Raw genomic sequence first — 17,263 nt, forward strand, 5'->3', positions numbered from 1 at the left:
TTTCGAAAGCAGTTGGGGAGTGGGGGGTGGCGATGGTGAGACGCGTCAGGGGCGTCGGCGGCCGGACTTGCTGAGGCGAAAGTCCGGCGGGAACTGGTCGTCGTTGCTCTTGACCGCGTTGTTGATGCCCGCCGAGAGGGTCTCCTCGTCCAAGCTGAGGTCTTGGGCGTCGGGTTGTGCTGTCCCACCGAGGGATTCGAAGAGGGCGGTGATCATGCTGCCCATGTACTCGCCCTGCTGTTGCTTCATCAGTTCGAAGAAGATCTTCTGCATGAAGACGGTGTCGGTGGGTCGAGTTCGCGAGCATGCCAATGCGTACTTGTCGACCTCGGCCTCGAGTTCGTCGCGGGGGACGACACGGTTGGCGAAGTTGCAGTCGTACATCTCCTGCGCGGTGAAGGGCCGTCCGGTGAAGACCATCTCCTGGAACTTGCGGATACCCATGGTCTGCGCCCACGTCCACATGCGTGGACCGAAGCCGATGTAGCGAAACGCGGGATGCCCGAAAAGGGTGTCCTCGGAGGCGATCACGATGTCGGCGTCCGCGGCCTGGTAGAAGTGCCAGCCGTAACAGTAACCCTTCGTCTCGACGATGCTGATCTTCTTGAAGTCCTGCAGGCTCCGGCAGCCTGCGGCGGAGTTCGCATACCACTGGGTGATCGACGCGCCATGCCGGTAGGAGCCGGGGGGCGGGAAGTTGATCGAGTCCGCGTCGTCGACACGCAGCTCTCGGATGCGACCGGCCGAAGTGGGGTCCATCTCCATCTCCATGGCCTCGGGAATGTCTGCGCCCGAACCGAAGTTGGAGCCCACGCCGCGGACCACGACGACCTTGACGTCGTCGTCGACCTCCGCGCGGTGGAGAAGATCCGCATAGCGCAGGCGGGCGTCGGAGGTGGGTGCGTTGAGGTGATCGGGGCGGTTGAAGGTGATCGTGGCGATCTTGGTCTTCGGGTCCTTGTCGTAGAGGATGATCTCTTCCGCCGAGGGCCGCTCATCGTGGGTCACCGCGGTTTCTGTCACCTAACTACCTCCGTCTCGATCGGGATCTGGTCGGCTACTGCAGTCGGTCGCCGGGCGAATCCGCTCATTGTCTGCTCAGGGTGCTCGCATCGTCGGGGTCGATGAAGTACATCGCTGAGCCGAGACGCCGACCGCCGGCATTCCGGTGCGATTCCGACCGATGCATCGCCCTCTCGCGGATTCCGGTGAATCCGAGGTCTGAGGTCGGCCGAGCTGTGGTCTGACCGACCCCGCCTGTAGACAGTGAAGCGCATCACACGAGCAAAGTCAATCAACTGCTTGATTTAGGTGAGAATTGGCTGTCGGCGCAGTTCGACGCGTCGCCTGCACGCCACTGCGCTGGATGTGCGGGCGTCGATTCACGGAGGTGGGCGACAGCTCTGCGCCACGCCTCGAGTCGCCGCAGCGGCTACGGGCGGCCCGCTGCGGCCCGGTTCGCCGGTGGCGGGCTCAGGCGGGGGTGACCGGTGCGGTCCAGACGCCGACCAGGGCGTCGACGAGCCCGGTGGCCATCTCCGACCAGGTCGTGCGAATCAGCGGAATGCCGTCTGCCAGAGCACGTTCGCGCTGCGCACACATGTGGATGATGAGGAACATCGCGCAGTCCATGCGTTCCGGCTGGACCTGAACCGGTAGGAAGGGGAGGCACTTCAGGAGCCCCTCCTGTGACTGGTGCAGCGACACGGATTCGTTCCAGGACTCCTCGAGCAGGACATTGCGCATCTCGGGGTCGGCGATCAGTTGTGCGCCAAAGCGCGCGAACCACGTGGGGGAACCGAGTTCGTCGAATCGGGCTGTGATGGGCCGGACCTGGCAATCGATCCAGTCACGGATATCGGTGGAGCCGCTGATCTGTTCGAGTTGTGCCTGCCGGAGGGGTTCGACGCCCTGGTGGAAACGTCGGACCAGGGCGCGAATGAGGTCAGTTCGGCTTCCGAAGTGGTATCCGACCACCGCCGTATTGCCTTGACCTGCAGCTTCAGCGATCTGACGATTCGAGACGGTGTAGATACCGTTCTCGGCGAACAACCGTTCGGCGGTGTCGAGGATGAGTTCCTGCGTCGCTTCCTTTTTGCGTTGGCGAGTGGGCGGCGCTACGACCGTTTCGTCGGACGTGGTCGATGCAGTCGCCATGTCTCTGTGACCTCGCTTTTGTCTGTGCCTGTCTGCGCCTGCCGTCGTCGGTGTGAGTGCGGTAGTCGCGACGTGCATCGGTGCGATGAACCCTTTGATCAGGTTCAGGTTACCGCACTTGTAAAGCGCACGATTGAGCAGATTGCCGCGACTCGGGCCGGCCATGAGGGGGATGCGCGGATATGTGCGCGTCCGTGGACCTACGTGACCTGCCGTTTTGTTTGGGGGTCAATGGTGTGCGGCAAACGTATCGCCGGCGCGCCGAATTGCGCAGCGTGAATTTCAATCAATCGCTTGACAACTTTGTGTGACGCTGACAGTCTGGTCGCCAGAGTGAGATAGAGCACACATGGTCGACGCTGTGGCTCTCGTCTTCTCCCAGCGGGCCAGGAGGTTCGTTGGCACTACGGGTTCGAACGACCCTCTGCTCGTACCGAACGTGGTCCGTGCCCTACCCGGCGCGGATCTCCAGAACGTGCGCGTGCAAACAGAATTCGCCTCGATTTGCCGCGCATCGACGTCATCGACATGTATCCGCATTCCGAATCAGATCCCGAAGGGTGTCCACAATGACCAACGAGTTGTCAGGAAAGATCGTCATAGTCACAGGCGGCGCGTCGGGTCTCGGTCAGGGCATCGTCGAGAAATTCGTCGCGGAGGGTGGACGGGTCGTCATCGCCGACGTGGACGAGGAGGGTGGTCGGGCGTTGGCCTCCGCACTCGGCGACAATGCGGAGTTCGTCCGCACGGATGTCGCGGTGCCGGCCGAGATCGCTGCCGTGGTGGATCACGCGGTCGGCAAGTACGGTCGGCTCGACGTCATGGTCAACAACGCCGGGGTATCCGGCACGATGCACCCGAGTTTCCTCGACGACGATCTGGCCGATTTCGAGATGGTGATGAACGTCAACCTGCTCGGAGTGATGGCCGGAACGAAGTACGCCGCCGCACAGATGGCGAACAGCGGGGGCGGATCCATCGTCAACATCTCATCGATCGGTGGAATCCAGGCGGGCGCCGCGGTCTTGACCTACCGCGCGTCGAAGGCTGCCGTGATCCACTTCTCGAAATCGGTCGCGCTCGACCTGGCGCAGCACGACGTGCGTGTGAACTGCATTGCCCCAGGGAGCATTCCCACACCGTTGCTGGCGAAGTCGGCGGTGAAGATGGGTGCCGACGCGGATACGTTCATTGCGATGGTGCGTCAGATGATGGCCGCGAACCGGCCGCTGCAGCGCGAGGGTTCCGAAGAAGATGTCGCCGAGGCCGCACTGTTCTTCGCCTCGGACCGGTCCCGCTACGTGACGGCGACCCTGCTTCCCGTGGACGGTGGCACCTCGGCCGGGCAGCCCAACAAGGCTGCGGTCAACGCGCAGGACAAGAAGGAGGACGAGTCCGAGCTCGTCGGCTCTGGTCAGGGCAAAGAGGCATGACGACCCGGACGGGTGTCTTGATCGTCGGCGCATCGGCCGCCGGCCTGTCCACCGCGGAAGCATTGCGGCGCGGCGGATATGAGGGCCAGATCACCATGATCGGTGCCGAACTGCACGCTCCGTACGATCGACCACCCTTGTCGAAGCAAGTGCTGTCGGGCAGCTGGACACCCGACCGCGCCGTACTCCGTCCCGAGGACCACATCGCCGCGCTCGGTCTGGACATCGGCCTCGGTGAGGTGGCGACCTCGCTCGACGTCGACGCACGCACAGTTCGGACGTCACGACGCGTCATCACGGCCGATCACATCGTGATCGCCACAGGGGCCCACCCTCGGACCCTCCCGGGCCAGCCGGCGATCGACGGCTTGCATTCGTTTCGTTTCGTCGACGATGCGGCAGCGCTTCGGACGGACCTGTTGTCGGCGTCGCGCCTCGTGATTGTCGGCGATGGGGTCCTCGGCGCCGAGATAGCGGCGACCGCACGTGGGATGGGACTCGAGGTCACCATCGTCGGGCCGCAGACGGGCTTGATGGAGTCACAGCTCGGTCCCGGGGTCGCCGGACACTTGACGGAACTTCATGCCTCGCAGGGAGTTGGGCTCCGCCTCGGAGAACAGGTTGTCGGATTCGCCGAGACGGATGGTCGGACGTCAGGAGTCGAACTGGCCTCGGGCGAGACGCTCCCAGCGGACGTCGTCGTGGTCGCGGTGGGCGCCATCCCGGCCACCGGCTGGCTCGAGGACAGCGACCTCGAGGTCGCCGACGGTGTCGTGTGTGACGCGAACTGCCGGGCCGCCGAAGGTATCTACGCAGCAGGAGATGTCGCGCGCATCCGGGATGCGGCGACCGGGAGCAGTCGTAGGCTGGAGAATCGCACCAATGCCACAGAGCACGGTATGACGGTCGCCGCCGCGATCCTGGAGCAGCAGACCCGGGGTGCCGTCACCATTCCGTACTTCTGGACCGATCAGTTCGCGACCAAGATCCAGGTCGATGGGTTCATCCCGCGGGGAGCGGAGATGTCGATCGTGGACGGTGATCCGGCCACCGGACGTTTCGTCGCCGCCTACGTCGCTGACGGTGTCGTCACCGGGATCGTCGGATGGAACATGGCCAAGCAGTCCCGCCGACATCGCGGCCGGATCGGTCAGGCCGTCGCGGACCAGCCGGTGGGTGTCCTGTGACACCCGGACACCACGAATGTAGAAGACCTGGCCAGCGTTCTCCGGAGCTGCGCTGTGTCAAGTGTTTTGGATACGGATACCAGCCCTACACGTCGACCGTGCCAGCAGATGGCATCTAGGAGAATCCCGTGAAGATCACCATCGATCAGGACAAATGTATTGCGTCGGGCCAGTGCGTCGCCGCCGCCGACGCCGTCTTCGATCAGAGGGACGACGATGGCATCGCTTTCCTCATCGACGAGGATCCGCCGACTTCGGAAGCCGACGACGTCCGACACGCGGCAGCCGTCTGCCCCGCCCTGGCCATCGTCGTCGAGGACTGACCGGTTTCAGCGCCGCCGCACACACCCTGTCCCAGTCACAGCCGACTCATGAAGGATCACATCTGATGTCAGAAACTGCCACCGAAGCGCCCAACGAGACCCCCTATTTCCCGATGGATCGGGATTCGCGCTGCCCCTTCGCCCCACCTGAGGGCACAAAGATCCTGCGCGAGATCAACCCAGTCAGCCGGGTCAAGATCTGGGACGGCTCAACCCCTTGGCTGATCACCGGATTGGATGCGCAGAAGACCCTCCTCGGCGACCCTCGGATCAGTGTGGACGAAACGCTCGCGGGCTTCCCGCACTGGAATGAGGGCATGAAGGCGAACGTGAGCATTCGCCCGAAGTCGGTGTTCAATTCAGATGGCGAAGAGCATGCCCGGTTCCGCCGGATGATGACGCGAGCGTTCACGGTCAAGCGCGTCAAGGCGCTGCGTCCGTTCATCCAGCAGACCGTCGACGAACTGATCGACGCGATGACCGAGGGGCCCAAGCCCGCGGATCTCGTGACCGCACTGGCCCTTCCGGTTCCGTCGATCGTGATCTGTCAGATGCTCGGCGTGCCCTACGAGAACCATGACTTCTTCCAGGAGAACTCTGTTCAGGCCGTCGACCGATACGCGACACCGGAAGAGAACATGCAGGCATTCGCCAACATGTTCATGTTCATGCACGAGATCGTCGAAAAGAAGATGTCCGAGCCGGCCGATGACGTCCTCAGCGACTTCGCGGGCTACGCCAGAGACGGTGACATCGACGCTGCCGAAGCCGCGCAGATGGGCCTCGGCATGCTGATCGCCGGACACGAGACCAGCGCCAACATGATCGCCCTCGGAACCCTTGCGCTGCTGGAGAACCCGGATCAGTTGAAGCTCATCCGCGATGCCGAGGACGACAAGGTCGTCATCAACGCTGTCGAGGAGATGATGCGCTACCTGGGAATCATCCACAACGGCCAGCGGCGTATCGCCCTCGAGGACATCGAGATCTCCGGACAGCACATCAAGGCGGGCGACGGCGTAATCGTCGAACTGAGCTCCTCGAACTGGGATCCGGAGGCCTTTCCGGAGCCGGAGAAGCTGGACATCACTCGGTCGGCCCGTCTGCACACCGGCTTCGGGTTCGGGCCGCATCAGTGCATCGGCCAGCAGCTGGCGCGCGCCGAACTGCAGATCGTCTACAACACGCTGTTCAAGCGGCTGCCCGACCTGGCGCTCGCAATCCCGGCCGAAGAAGTCGAGTTCAAGTCCGACCGCCTGGCCTACGGTGTGTACTCCCTGCCGGTGACCTGGTGACCCGGCGCGAAACCGCCGTCGTCCGCATCGATTTCGTGAGCTGAGGTATGGCTATGCAGGAGTGGGATCACGTCACCGACATGCTGGTCGTCGGATCCGGCGGAGGACTCGTCGGTGCCTTGCGTGCCGCGGCGCTCGGGATGGATGTGGTGGTCGCGGAGAAGTCTGACATGGTCGGCGGATCCACCGGGATGTCGGGTGGTGTGGTCTGGTTGCCCGACAATCCCGTCATGGCCCGGGCGGGAGTCCCCGACTCCCGTGAGGCCGCGGTCGCCTACTTCGATTCGGTCGCCGGGCCGGCCGCGCAGTGCAGTCCGGCGTCGTCGACCGCTCGCCGCGAGACATATCTCTCCGCCGGAAACGAGATGCTCGAGTTCCTCGAGGCCGAGGGCGTGGAGTTTCTCCATTGCGCGGGCTACAGCGACTACTACTCCGGCGTTCGCGGGGTCACGGGTGGGGTGGCCCGGTCGCGCTCGGTCGAGGCGACAGCCTTCGACACGCGTCAGCTCGGCCAGTGGGCCGCTCGGCTACGTCCTCCGGTCGCCGGCAACATGACGCTCTACACCTATGAGGCGGCATACGTCTCGAGTCTGTTCACGCGCAAGGGTGCGGGCACGATGACGCGCGTGATGGCCCGTACGGCGTTGGGGAAGATACGTGGGCGCAAGAACGTCACCAACGGCGCGGCGCTCATCGGCTATGTCCTGAAGGCGCTGCTCGACCGTGATGTGCCCATCTGGACCGACACCGCATTCGTCGATCTCGTCATCGAGGACGGCGAGGTGCGCGGGGCCGTGCTGGAACGCGACGGCGTGGAGATCCGCGTCCGCGCGCGCCGGGGCGTCCTGCTGTCCGCCGGGGGCTTTTCGCGGAACCAGACGATGCGTGAGGAGTTCTCCCGAGATCAGCCCGGCCGCGTCGAGTGGACCAGCGCCAATCCGGGTGACACCGGCGAAGCGTTGCAGATCGCGATGAAATACGGTGCGGCGACGGACATGATGGACGAGGCGTGGTGGCTGCCGTCGTGGATCATGCCCGACGGGGTCCCGTCGATGTGCATCAGCGAGCGCAGCAAACCGGGTGCGATCATGGTGGATGCGCAGGGGCGCCGATACTTCAACGAGGCGATCGCCTATCAGGAGGCGGGACAGTGCATGTTCGCCCACGAGAAAGCCGTCGGCGGCGCCCTGCCGACATGGTTGATCATCGATTCGCGTCATCGCTCCCGCTATGTCTTCGGGATGGCTCCGCCGGGACGTACCCCCAAGGAATGGCTCTCCAGCGGCGCGATGAAGAAGGCCGACACGCTCGAGGACCTGGCGGCACAGTGCGGGATCGATCCACACACGTTGGCCGACACCGTGGCCCGCTTCAACGGATTCGCGGCGACCGGCGTTGATGCGGACTTCCACCGCGGTGAAGGTGATCACGAGAAGTACCAAGGGGATCCGTCGCACAAGCCGAACCCATGTCTGGGGCCGGTGGCCAAGGCTCCGTTCTACGCGGTGGCCATGTACCCCGGTGACATCGGGACCAACGGGGGGTTGCTCTGTGACGAGCACGGTCGGGTGCTCACCGAATCCGGCGCGCCGATCCCGGGCTTGTACGCCGCCGGGAACATCACCGCGTCGGTGATGGGTCGCAAGTACCTCGGTGCCGGTGCGACCATCGGTCCATCGGTGGTGTTCTCCTACGTCGCGGCGGGCCACGCCCAGGCTCGCGACGCCGGCGAGCGCCACGCCGAGACCTCGCGCGGGGAATCCACCGGAAACTGATCCGCACCACGGTGGACAGACGTCTGCGCGCCTACACGAGAGATGACTCCGTGTAGGCGCGCAGCTTTCAGATGTGGCGCTCAGATGTGCCCAGCCGGTCGATGGCGTCGGGAGCGGTGTGGCCGCATTTTGACCGTCAGTCGGTGAGGGAGATCGCCCGCCGTGGGCACTGGCGGACCGCCTCGTGGACCTGATCCTCGTTGTCCGGCGTCACCCTGTCGTTCAAGACGTGCAGATTGTCGTCCTCGTCGAGGTCGAATACCGCCGGCGCGGCACCCGCGCACAGGCCATTGCTCTCGCAGATCGCGAAGTCCACATCGACCTTCATGATTCACTCTCTCTCGACCGATGACGCCGGTGTGCCACCCACCGCACGAACAAGGTGGTGGAACACCGGCGCACATATCGGATTACTTCAGGCAGGCGCCCGCGTCGACGGGAAGGGTGACACCCGTGATGTACCGGGATTCGTCGGATGCCAGGAACAGCACGGCGTTGCTGATGTCCTCCGGCTCCACCCACGGGACCGGCAGCGTGTTCATCATCTGCGAGAGCGGTGCGAAGTCGTCGGGACCGGGATTCTCGAGATCCGGGCGGAACATCTTGTAGGTCGCATCGTTCATGATCATCGCCGTGTTCACCTGGGTCGGGTGCACCGAGTTCACGCGGATGTTGTTCTGCGCGAGTTCGATCGCCAGGGTCCGCATGATCCCGATGACGCCGTGTTTGGCGGTTACGTAGTGCCCGCAGAACGGATAGGACTTCAGACCGCCCACGGAGCTGGTCAACACGATCGAGCCGCCGCGCCCGCCGGCGACGATGTGCGGGATCGCGACTTTCGCGGTGTGCCAGACACCGGTCATGTTCACGTCGATCATGTCCTGCCAGGTCTTGACATCCATGTCTTCCAGTGAGGAACCGCCGGTGGCGATTCCGGCGTTGGCGGCCACGATGTCGAGCCGGCCGAGTTGTTCGACGCCGGTCTGGACGGCCTTGGCCATCCCGTCGAGGTCTCGGACGTCGACCTTGGCCGTCACGACTCGCCGGTCGTGGGCCTTGACCAGTTCGGCGGTCTCGGCGAGGTCATCATCGCTGGCGAGGTCGAACGGTACGTTGTCGATCGGTTCGCAGATGTCGATGGCGATGATGTCGGCGCCCTCGGCGGCCAGCCGGACGGCGTGACTGCGTCCCTGGCCGCGTCCGGCGCCGGTGATGAAGGCGACCTTGCCCTCGACTCTTCCGGTCATGAGTACTCTCCTCGATTCATGTGGTTGTGGTGCAGGATCAGGTGGTTGCCGATCAGAAGGTGGCGGGCAGTGTGTCCCAACCGCGCACCGTCGACGTCGGGGACAGCGAGGCCTCCGAGAGGTTGACCTCCCATTCCGGGATCCTCTTGAGGATCTCTTCGAGCGCGATGCGTCCTTCGAGTCGCGCGAGAGCCGAGCCCAGGCAGAAGTGTGTGCCCACACTGAAGGTCAAGTGCTGCTTGGTACTGCGGTGGATGTCGAAGGTGTCGCCGTCGGGGAAGCGGCGGTCGTCGCGGTTCGCTGCGGCGATCAGTAGCATCATCACACTGCCTTCGGGGACCGTCGTCCCGTAGTAGTCCACGTCGCGCGTCACGTAGCGGGCAACATGCGGCGCAGGCGGTTCGAATCGCAGGAGTTCCTCGACGGCGTTCGGGATCAGGTCGGGGTTCTCGACGAGCTGGCGCCGCTGGTCGGGGTGTTCGGCGAGCACCTTTCCGGCCCAGCCGATGAGTCGGGTGGTCGTCTCGTTGCCGGCACCCGACACGACGTTGACATAGGTGAGCAGCTCGTCGCGAGTGAGCTTGCGGCGGGTGCCGGTCTCGTCGTCGAACTCGACGTTGAGCAGCTCGGTCATGATGTCGTCGGACGGATGCTCGGCGCGCCAATCGATGTAGGCCGCGAAGATGTCGCCGGTGGCCATACCTTCCTCGGCCGCGCGCATCGGTTTGCCCTCCTCGGTGCGCATCTGGTCATTGGCGAAGTCCCGGATGGACTCCTGGTCCTCTTCCGGAATGCCGAGCAGCATGCCGATGACCTTCATCGGCATCTGGGCGCCGAGGTCCTTGACGAAATCGAACCGTCCGCTGCCCAGCAGGGGATCAAGCGATGCGGCGCAGAACTCCCGCACCAGCGGCTCGAGGGCGAAGATCTTGCGAGGAGTGAACATCCGCGCCAGCAGCTTGCGGTGGATGTCGTGGATCGGAGGGTCCTCGAAGATCAGCACGCCCGGCGGGATGTCGATGTTGGCCTTGATGAGTTCGAGGATCGCGCCGCGGCTGGAACTGAACGTCGCGTAGTCGTTCAAAGCGGCGGTGACATCCTCATGCCTGCTCAGGGCGAAGAAGTCGTGCTCGGAGTTGTGATAAAGCGGTGCTTCCTCGCGGATCAGCCGGAACATCGGGTACGGATCTGCATTGAGTTTGACGTCGTAGGGGTCGTACCGGATGTCACTCGTCGTACTGCTCGTCACGGATGGGTCCTCTCGCAGGACTGTGCGGAATGAATCTGAGGGCATCGACGTGTGCTCAACGCGATCGATGCTGCGTTCAGTGTGGAGAACTCTACAGGAGTTCGCAACTCGTGATTGCAGTTTTGGAGAGTGTAATTCTCGCTAGTATGGGTCGACATGGATGCATATTCGCTGTGAGAAAGCCTGCCGATCTTGGTATTTCGCGCGGCACGTCGACCATCTCCGGTGGGGATCGACGCGTTCTGTTGTTCGCGGCGGCGTTGTGTGAGTATTCTGGTCACTCGTACAGAGAACGTCATTTCCGACTCAGAGAATTGTGATGATCATGACCGATCTCGGGCTGCCGCGGTACGGCCGGTCCGGCGCTCGCGTGGAGGCGCTGCGATGACCAGCACGCGTGGCCAGCAGCCGAGCGGTGCAGTGTCCGGAATGGTGGCGCGCTACTCCTCGGGTCCGCTGAAAGCCGTCGGTGGACTGTTCATGATGGGCGCCGATGCCTTCTCGTTCGCCTTTCGGCGTCCGTTTCAGCGTCGCGAGTTCATCGAGCAGTCGTGGTTCGTCGCCAAGGTGTCCCTGATGCCCACGCTGCTGGTCGCGATCCCGTTCACCGTCCTTGTCAGCTTCACCCTCAACATCCTGCTTCGTGAACTGGGTGCTGCGGACCTCAGCGGAGCGGGTGCCGCCTTCGGGTCGGTGACCCAGGTGGGGCCGATGGTGACCGTGCTCATCGTCGCGGGTGCCGGCGCCACCGCGATGTGCGCCGATCTCGGTTCGCGGACCATCCGAGAGGAGATCGAGGCGATGGAGGTACTCGGAATCAACCCGGTCCAGCGGCTCGTGACACCCCGGGTGCTGGCGTCGGGATTGGTCGCATTGCTGCTGAACAGTCTCGTCTGCGTCATCGGAATCGTTGGCGGATACATCTTCTCGGTGTTCGTCCAGGGCGTGAACCCCGGTGCGTTCGCGTCCGGTATCACCTTGCTGACCGGTACCCAGGAGGTGATCATCTCGTCGGTGAAAGCCCTTGTCTTCGGTCTGATCGCGGGGGTGGTGGCCTGCTATCGCGGGCTGATCGTCTCGGGCGGCGCCAAATCGGTCGGCAACGCGGTCAACGAGACGGTGGTGTATGCGTTCATGGCCCTGTTCGTGGTGAATGTCGTGATCACGGCAATCGGCGTCCAGTTGACGGCGAGGTGACCAGAATGTCGCACGCGACCTCTGCGCGGAACGCACGTCATTCGGCGACGCCCAGCGTCCCCTACCACCGACTGCGTCGTGAACTGCGCAGGCCGGTCGGCGCGCTCGGCCGCATCGGCGACCACGCCATCTTCTATGCCCGCGCGCTGCGGAGTGTGCCGCACGCCGCGGTGCACTACCGGCGCGAGACCATCCGCCTCATCGCCGAGACGAGCATGGGTGCAGGCAATCTGGCGCTGATCGGAGGCACCGTGGTCATCGTCGGCTTCCTCACGCTCGCCACCGGCAGCACGCTGGCCGTGCAGGGCTACAGCACGTTGGGCGACATCGGGATCGAGGCGCTCACCGGGTTCCTGTCGGCCTTCATCAACGTGCGCATCGCCGCGCCGGTGGTGGTGGGTATCGGCCTGGCGGCGACCTTTGGCGCAGGCGCGACCGCGCAACTGGGAGCGATGCGGATCAACGAGGAGATCGACGCATTGGAGTCCCTGGGGATCAACCCCGTGTCATACGTCGTCGGTACCCGGATCGCCGCGGGAATGATCGTGCTGGCCCCGCTCTACGCGATCGCGCTGATCGCGTCGTTCGCCGCCTGCCACTTCACCACGGTGGTGTTGCTGGGGCAGTCCACCGGTTTGTACGCGCACTACTTCTCGACGTTCCTCAACCCGCTGGACCTGGTCTGGTCCTTCGTCCAGGCCTTCGCGATGGCGTTGCTGATCCTGTTGATACACACGTACTTCGGGTTCTTCGCCAGCGGGGGACCAGCCGGTGTGGGCATCGCGGTGGGCGACGCGGTACGCACCTCGCTGATCGCGGTGGTCACCGTCACGCTGCTGGTGTCCCTGGCAATCTACGGGTCCAACGGCAACTTCAACCTTTCCGGCTGACCGATGGCGATGTCGAGCGCCGTTTCGCGGCCCCTGGCCGGAGGTCTGCTGGTCCTGGTGGTGGTGGGGGCCATCGTGCTGTCCGCAGCGATGTTCACCGGCGCCACCGAGAAGTCGTCGACCGTGACGGTGGTGGCCCCGCGGGCCGGACTCGTGATGGATGCCGACGCCAAGGTGCAGATGCGTGGAGTCACGGTCGGGAAGGTGTCGAAGATCGCCTACGACCAGCCGGGCACGGCGACCCTGACGCTTGCGATGCAGCCCGATCAGATGACCCGGATCCCGGAGAACGTAGGGGTCCACATCGCCGCTCCGACGGTGTTCGGGGCCAAGAGCGTCGAACTCGTAGTTCCCGAGGATCCGGCGCCGGAGCGGTTGCAGGACAACCAGATCCTGTCCGCCAACCAGGTCGAGGTCGAGATCAACACAGTCTTCGGCGAGCTCAATGAGGTTCTGGCGCAGATTCGTCCGGCCGAACTGAACGCCGCATTGAGTGCGCTGTCGACTGCGCTCAGCGGCCGCGGAGAACAGTTCGGGCAGATGCTGACGGATTTCCATGAGTTCCTCCGCGACGTCGACCCGACGATGCCCGCGCTGCGGGCTCTGCTGCGCGACACGCCGCAGATGCTCGATGTGTACGCCGACACCAGCGCACCACTCCTGGACACCGTCGACCATGTGAGCAGCATCAGCGACACCCTGGTGGCCGAGCAACACCATCTCGACGCCTTTCTTACCAGTGTGATCGGATTGTCGAACACCGGCACCCGGGTGCTGGCCGACAATCGATCGGCATTGGCGCGTGCACTTCATCTCCTGGTCCCCACCACGGCGTTGACCGATGAGTACAACGAGGCACTGACCTGTGCGCTGAACGGGTTCGCCGATCTCGCCGTCTCGCCACCCGCCGACGTGCCCGGACTCGGGTTGTCGGCCAACTTCCTGTGGGGGGCCGAGCCGTATCACGCGCCCGAGGACCTTCCGAAGGTGGCCGCCACGGGTGGCCCGCAATGCTCGATGCTGCCGGTGGGATTCCAGGAGAAGCCCCCGTATGTGGTCGCCGACACCGGAGCGAATCCCTTCGATCCGAGCCGACGGACGGTGGAACTCAACGTGAAGAGCTTGCAACAGGCACTGTTCGGACCGATCCCCGACGGGGCGCCGCGATGAGGAGGGCCATCGACTCGACCACCCTGAAGTTCGCGGCGTTCACCACGGTGATGCTGATGGTGGCGGCCATGTTGATGCTGGTGTTCAGTGACCAGAGGGCCGGCGACACCACGGGATACGGCGCGGTGTTCACCGATGCGTCAGGGCTCCGGTCGGGCGACACCGTCCGGATAGCCGGTGTGCGTGTGGGTACCGTGGGCGATGTCTCGCTGGCATCGGACAACCGAGTCCATGTCGACTTCGACGTGGACAACCAGATCGCTCTGCCCGGCGACACCGGCGCCGCGGTGCGGTATCTCAATCTCGTCGGTGACCGCTACCTCGAGCTCACCGAAGGCAAGGCGTCGTCGACCATGTCGCCGGGCAACGAGATTCCGGCCTCGCGAACCGATCCGGCCCTCGATCTCGATGTGCTTCTCGGCGGGCTCAAACCGGTGATCGACGGACTGGAACCAACCCAGGTCAATGCGCTGAGTTCGGCCGTGCTCGACATCATGCAGGGCCAACGTTCAACGGTCCGTACGCTGTTCGAGAACAGTTCGACGCTGTTCGCCACACTGGGGGACAACGTCGACGTGATGGATCAGCTCATCGACCAGCTGTCGCGCCTGATGACGACGCTGTCGAAAGACCGGGATCGTTTCGGTGAGACCATCGACCGGCTCGGCAGCCTCGTGGGTGAGCTGGCACGGCAACGAGATCCCATCGGGGCCGCTATCAGTTCGTTGGACACGGGAACCGCCACGGTGGCGAACCTGTTGACCCAGGCGCGGCCGTCGTTGTCGGGCAGTATCGATCAACTCTCCCGGCTCGCGCCGGCGCTCGACAGCGACAAACCCACTCTCGAGCACGCTTTGCAGCGGGCGCCGGACAACTTCCGCAAGCTCGTCCGGACCGGAACCTACGGCAACTTCATCCAGTACTACGTGTGCGCGGTGACCGTACGTGTGTCGGATCCGTCCGGCCGGGTCGTCGTACTCCCCTGGATCGAGCAGAAGAACGGAAGGTGTTCGGACTAGATGCTCAAGTATCGCGGCGCGGGTCTGGTGCGATTCGGTTGCGTGGGACTCGCTCTGATCGTGCTCGTGGTCATGGTAGGACTCAACTTCGCCAAATTCACCATGTGGCTCACCACGGTCACCTACCAGGCCGATTTCGTCGAGTCCGCAGGGTTGTCCGGGGGTGCGAACGTGATGGTGTCGGGGGTCCGGGTGGGTGCGGTCACCGGCGTGGAGCTGGTCGACGGCACGGCGCGTGTCACATTCACGGTGGACCAGGACACCCGCCTCGGCGACGCCACGACCGTGCAGATCCGAACCGGTTCGCTGTTGGGGCAGCGGATCGTGACCGTGGCTCCTTCGGGGTCGGGTGTGCTCGGACCCGACGACGTGATCCCGGTGGAGCGCACCTCGTCCCCGTATTCGCTCAACGACGCGGTCAACGATCTCACCACCAACGCGTCCGGTATCGACACCGCAGCGCTCAACAAGTCGCTGGACACGCTCTCGACGACGCTGACCGACGTGGCGCCCGACCTCGGACCGACATTCGACGGCCTCGCCGAGATCTCGCGTGGACTCAATGATCGCAACGGGACACTGCGGCAACTGCTGTCGACGACCAGCGAGGTCTCCGGGGTGCTCGCGGCGCGCGCCGACCGTGTCAACAGCTTGATCCTCGACTCGAACCTGTTGCTCGACGAACTCGTCCAACGGCGACAGGCCATCGCCTCACTGCTCGCCAACACAGCGGCGGTCGCCGACCAACTGAGCAAACTCGTGGCCGACAACGAAGAGCAACTCGCGCCCACCCTGACTCAGCTGAACTCCGTCGCCGCGATGCTGGAGCGCAATCGGGACAACATCGCCGCGGCGTTGCCAGGCCTTGCGAAGGTCTCCCAAACGCAGGGTGAGGCAGTGTCGGGCGGCCCGTTCTATCAGGCCTACGTGGCCAATCTGCTCCCCGGGCCGCTGCTGCAACCGTTCATCGATCAGGCCTTCGGTATCGAGCCGAAGGCGAAGTTCCCGATCCCGGGAGCCGGTGGCTGATGAGAAGTCGACGCACTCGATACCTCATCGCGCTCGTGGTGCTCGGCGCGATCGTTCTGGTGGCGGCGGTCACGGGCTACCGGGAGGTCACCCGGCCCACCACGATCACCGCGGAGTTCGCGACGACCACCGGCATCTATGTCGGTGACGACGTGCGGGTCGCCGGTGTCAAGGTCGGCACCATCTCCGGGATGGAACCGCAGGGCGAGACCGTGCGCATGACGATGCACGTCGATCACGGCGTGCCCATTCCGGCGGATGCGCGGGCCATCATCGTTGCGCAGAACCTGGTCGCCAACCGGTTCGTGCAGTTGGCGCCGGCGTATGCGACGAGCGGACCGGTCATGACCGATGGCGCGAACATCCCCCGCACCCGGACCGCGGTTCCGGTGGAGTGGGATGAGGTCAAGGAGCAACTGACCAGGCTGGCAACCGACCTCGGGCCGCGCGGCGGCGTCGAGGGAAGCAGCGTGGGCAGATTCATCGACAGCAGTGGGCGCGCGCTCGCCGACAACGGTGACACGCTCGGCGATGCGCTGCGCGAACTGGCCGGGGTGGGGCAGGTGCTGTCGGAGAACAGTGGCAACATCTCCGACACCATCGCCAATCTCCAGACCTTCGTCACCGCCGTAAGCGACAGTGGTACGCAGATCGTGCAGTTCGAGAGTCGGCTCGCCACGTTGTCGACGGTCCTCGACGGAAGCACGTCGGATCTCGATGCGGCACTGACCAATCTGGCCCAGGCCGTCGGTGACGTTCAGCGTTTCGTGGTGGAGAACCGGGACCAGGCGTCCGAGCAGGTCAGACGGCTGGCGGCAGTCACCCAGAATCTGGTCGACAACGACGACGATCTGGAACAGCTGCTGCACGTCTTCCCGACGAATATGGCGAACTTCTACAACATCTACAATCCCGACACCGGCACGGAGGCAGGTGTGTTCACTGTCAACAACTTCAGCAACCCGGTGCAGTTCATCTGCTCGTCGGTGGCGAGCATCGAGAATCTCACCGCGGCCGAGGGAGCACGCCGGTGCGCACAGTATCTCGGTCCCATCGCTCCGATGCTGACGTTCAACTACCTACCGGTGCCGCTGAATCCGGTGCTGGGACCCACCGCTGACCCGGACAACCTGATCTACACCGAGGACAAACTCAAACCTGCCCAGACGCAGGGGGAATCGACAAACGCTACATCCCGCCAGGGTGCGGCGTCCCAGAAGAAGCCAGCCGACACGAGGGACGATCTGTTGCTTCCAGGGCGCGCACAGGGGACACCGTGACAGCCCCCCAGC

At 64.3% G+C, this 17,263-nt stretch carries 16 protein-coding genes; 11 read left to right on the forward strand and 5 right to left on the reverse strand.

All coding sequences use genetic code 11. The features are described 5' to 3' along the window. Positions 1-45 precede the first annotated feature (45 nt). Positions 46-1,023 (reverse strand): enoyl-CoA hydratase/isomerase family protein, encoded by a 978-nt coding sequence (locus tag V1Y59_RS10030; RefSeq protein WP_330504734.1) that lies wholly within the window; start codon positions 1,021-1,023, stop codon positions 46-48. A gap of 450 nt (positions 1,024-1,473) precedes the next feature. Then, positions 1,474-2,157: a TetR/AcrR family transcriptional regulator gene (locus tag V1Y59_RS10035; protein ID WP_330504736.1), complete on the reverse strand. Its 684-nt coding sequence runs from the start codon at positions 2,155-2,157 to the stop codon at positions 1,474-1,476. 569 nt (positions 2,158-2,726) lie between these two features. On the opposite strand from V1Y59_RS10035, the gene V1Y59_RS10040 reads away from it, so the two are divergent. The 5 genes from V1Y59_RS10040 (at position 2,727) to V1Y59_RS10060 (ending at position 8,170) form a co-directional block, all read left to right on the forward strand. After that, positions 2,727-3,590: an SDR family NAD(P)-dependent oxidoreductase gene (locus V1Y59_RS10040; RefSeq protein WP_330504738.1), complete on the forward strand. Its 864-nt coding sequence runs from the start codon at positions 2,727-2,729 to the stop codon at positions 3,588-3,590. Next, entirely contained in the window at positions 3,587-4,777 is a 1,191-nt protein-coding gene (locus V1Y59_RS10045; protein WP_330504740.1) for an NAD(P)/FAD-dependent oxidoreductase, read from the forward strand. Before V1Y59_RS10040 ends, V1Y59_RS10045 begins: the two co-directional genes overlap by 4 nt. Positions 4,778-4,905: 128 nt before the next feature. Continuing rightward, a complete protein-coding gene (locus tag V1Y59_RS10050) occupies positions 4,906-5,100 on the forward strand; it encodes a ferredoxin (RefSeq protein WP_330504741.1) in 195 nt (64 codons plus the stop codon). A gap of 65 nt (positions 5,101-5,165) precedes the next feature. Continuing rightward, entirely contained in the window at positions 5,166-6,395 is a 1,230-nt protein-coding gene (locus V1Y59_RS10055) for a cytochrome P450 (protein ID WP_330504743.1), read from the forward strand. Between the two features lie 53 nt (positions 6,396-6,448). Next, complete coding sequence (locus V1Y59_RS10060) at positions 6,449-8,170, forward strand: FAD-binding protein (RefSeq protein ID WP_330504746.1); 1,722 nt, start codon at positions 6,449-6,451, stop codon at positions 8,168-8,170. A 136-nt stretch (positions 8,171-8,306) separates the two neighbouring features. Here the strand turns inward: V1Y59_RS10060 and V1Y59_RS10065 are convergent, their stop codons facing one another. From V1Y59_RS10065 to V1Y59_RS10075, 3 genes are all read right to left on the reverse strand, one after another. After that, entirely contained in the window at positions 8,307-8,498 is a 192-nt protein-coding gene (locus V1Y59_RS10065; RefSeq protein WP_330504748.1) for a ferredoxin, read from the reverse strand. 82 nt (positions 8,499-8,580) lie between these two features. Continuing rightward, on the reverse strand, positions 8,581-9,417 hold the full coding sequence (locus V1Y59_RS10070; protein WP_330504749.1) for a mycofactocin-coupled SDR family oxidoreductase: 837 nt from the start codon (positions 9,415-9,417) through the stop codon (positions 8,581-8,583). Positions 9,418-9,469: 52 nt separating this feature from the next. Next, the gene (locus tag V1Y59_RS10075) at positions 9,470-10,666 is read right to left on the reverse strand and encodes a cytochrome P450 (protein ID WP_330504751.1); all 1,197 of its coding nucleotides are present in this window, start codon (positions 10,664-10,666) and stop codon (positions 9,470-9,472) included. A 429-nt stretch (positions 10,667-11,095) separates the two neighbouring features. On the opposite strand from V1Y59_RS10075, the gene V1Y59_RS10080 reads away from it, so the two are divergent. Genes V1Y59_RS10080 through V1Y59_RS10105 form a run of 6 tightly spaced genes read left to right on the forward strand, consistent with a single transcriptional unit; the run spans position 11,096 to position 17,251 of the window. Further along, positions 11,096-11,863, forward strand: coding sequence for an MlaE family ABC transporter permease (locus tag V1Y59_RS10080; RefSeq protein WP_330504950.1), 768 nt, complete (start codon positions 11,096-11,098; stop codon positions 11,861-11,863). Positions 11,864-11,868: 5 nt separating this feature from the next. Then, positions 11,869-12,753, forward strand: a complete 885-nt coding sequence (locus tag V1Y59_RS10085; protein ID WP_330504755.1) for an MlaE family ABC transporter permease — start codon at positions 11,869-11,871, stop codon at positions 12,751-12,753. 9 nt (positions 12,754-12,762) lie between these two features. Further along, the gene (locus V1Y59_RS10090) at positions 12,763-13,923 is read left to right on the forward strand and encodes an MCE family protein (RefSeq protein ID WP_330504758.1); all 1,161 of its coding nucleotides are present in this window, start codon (positions 12,763-12,765) and stop codon (positions 13,921-13,923) included. After that, positions 13,920-14,942, forward strand: a complete 1,023-nt coding sequence (locus V1Y59_RS10095) for an MCE family protein (protein ID WP_330504761.1) — start codon at positions 13,920-13,922, stop codon at positions 14,940-14,942. The genes V1Y59_RS10090 and V1Y59_RS10095 overlap by 4 nt, the downstream gene beginning before the upstream one ends. Next, a complete protein-coding gene (locus V1Y59_RS10100) occupies positions 14,943-15,971 on the forward strand; it encodes an MCE family protein (RefSeq protein ID WP_330504763.1) in 1,029 nt (342 codons plus the stop codon). Further along, positions 15,971-17,251: an MCE family protein gene (locus V1Y59_RS10105; RefSeq protein WP_330504766.1), complete on the forward strand. Its 1,281-nt coding sequence runs from the start codon at positions 15,971-15,973 to the stop codon at positions 17,249-17,251. The genes V1Y59_RS10100 and V1Y59_RS10105 overlap by 1 nt, the downstream gene beginning before the upstream one ends. The last annotated feature ends 12 nt before the right edge of the window (positions 17,252-17,263 follow it).

Source organism: Gordonia prachuapensis (assembly GCF_036350515.1).
Taxonomy (GTDB): Bacteria; Actinomycetota; Actinomycetes; order Mycobacteriales; family Mycobacteriaceae; genus Gordonia; species Gordonia prachuapensis.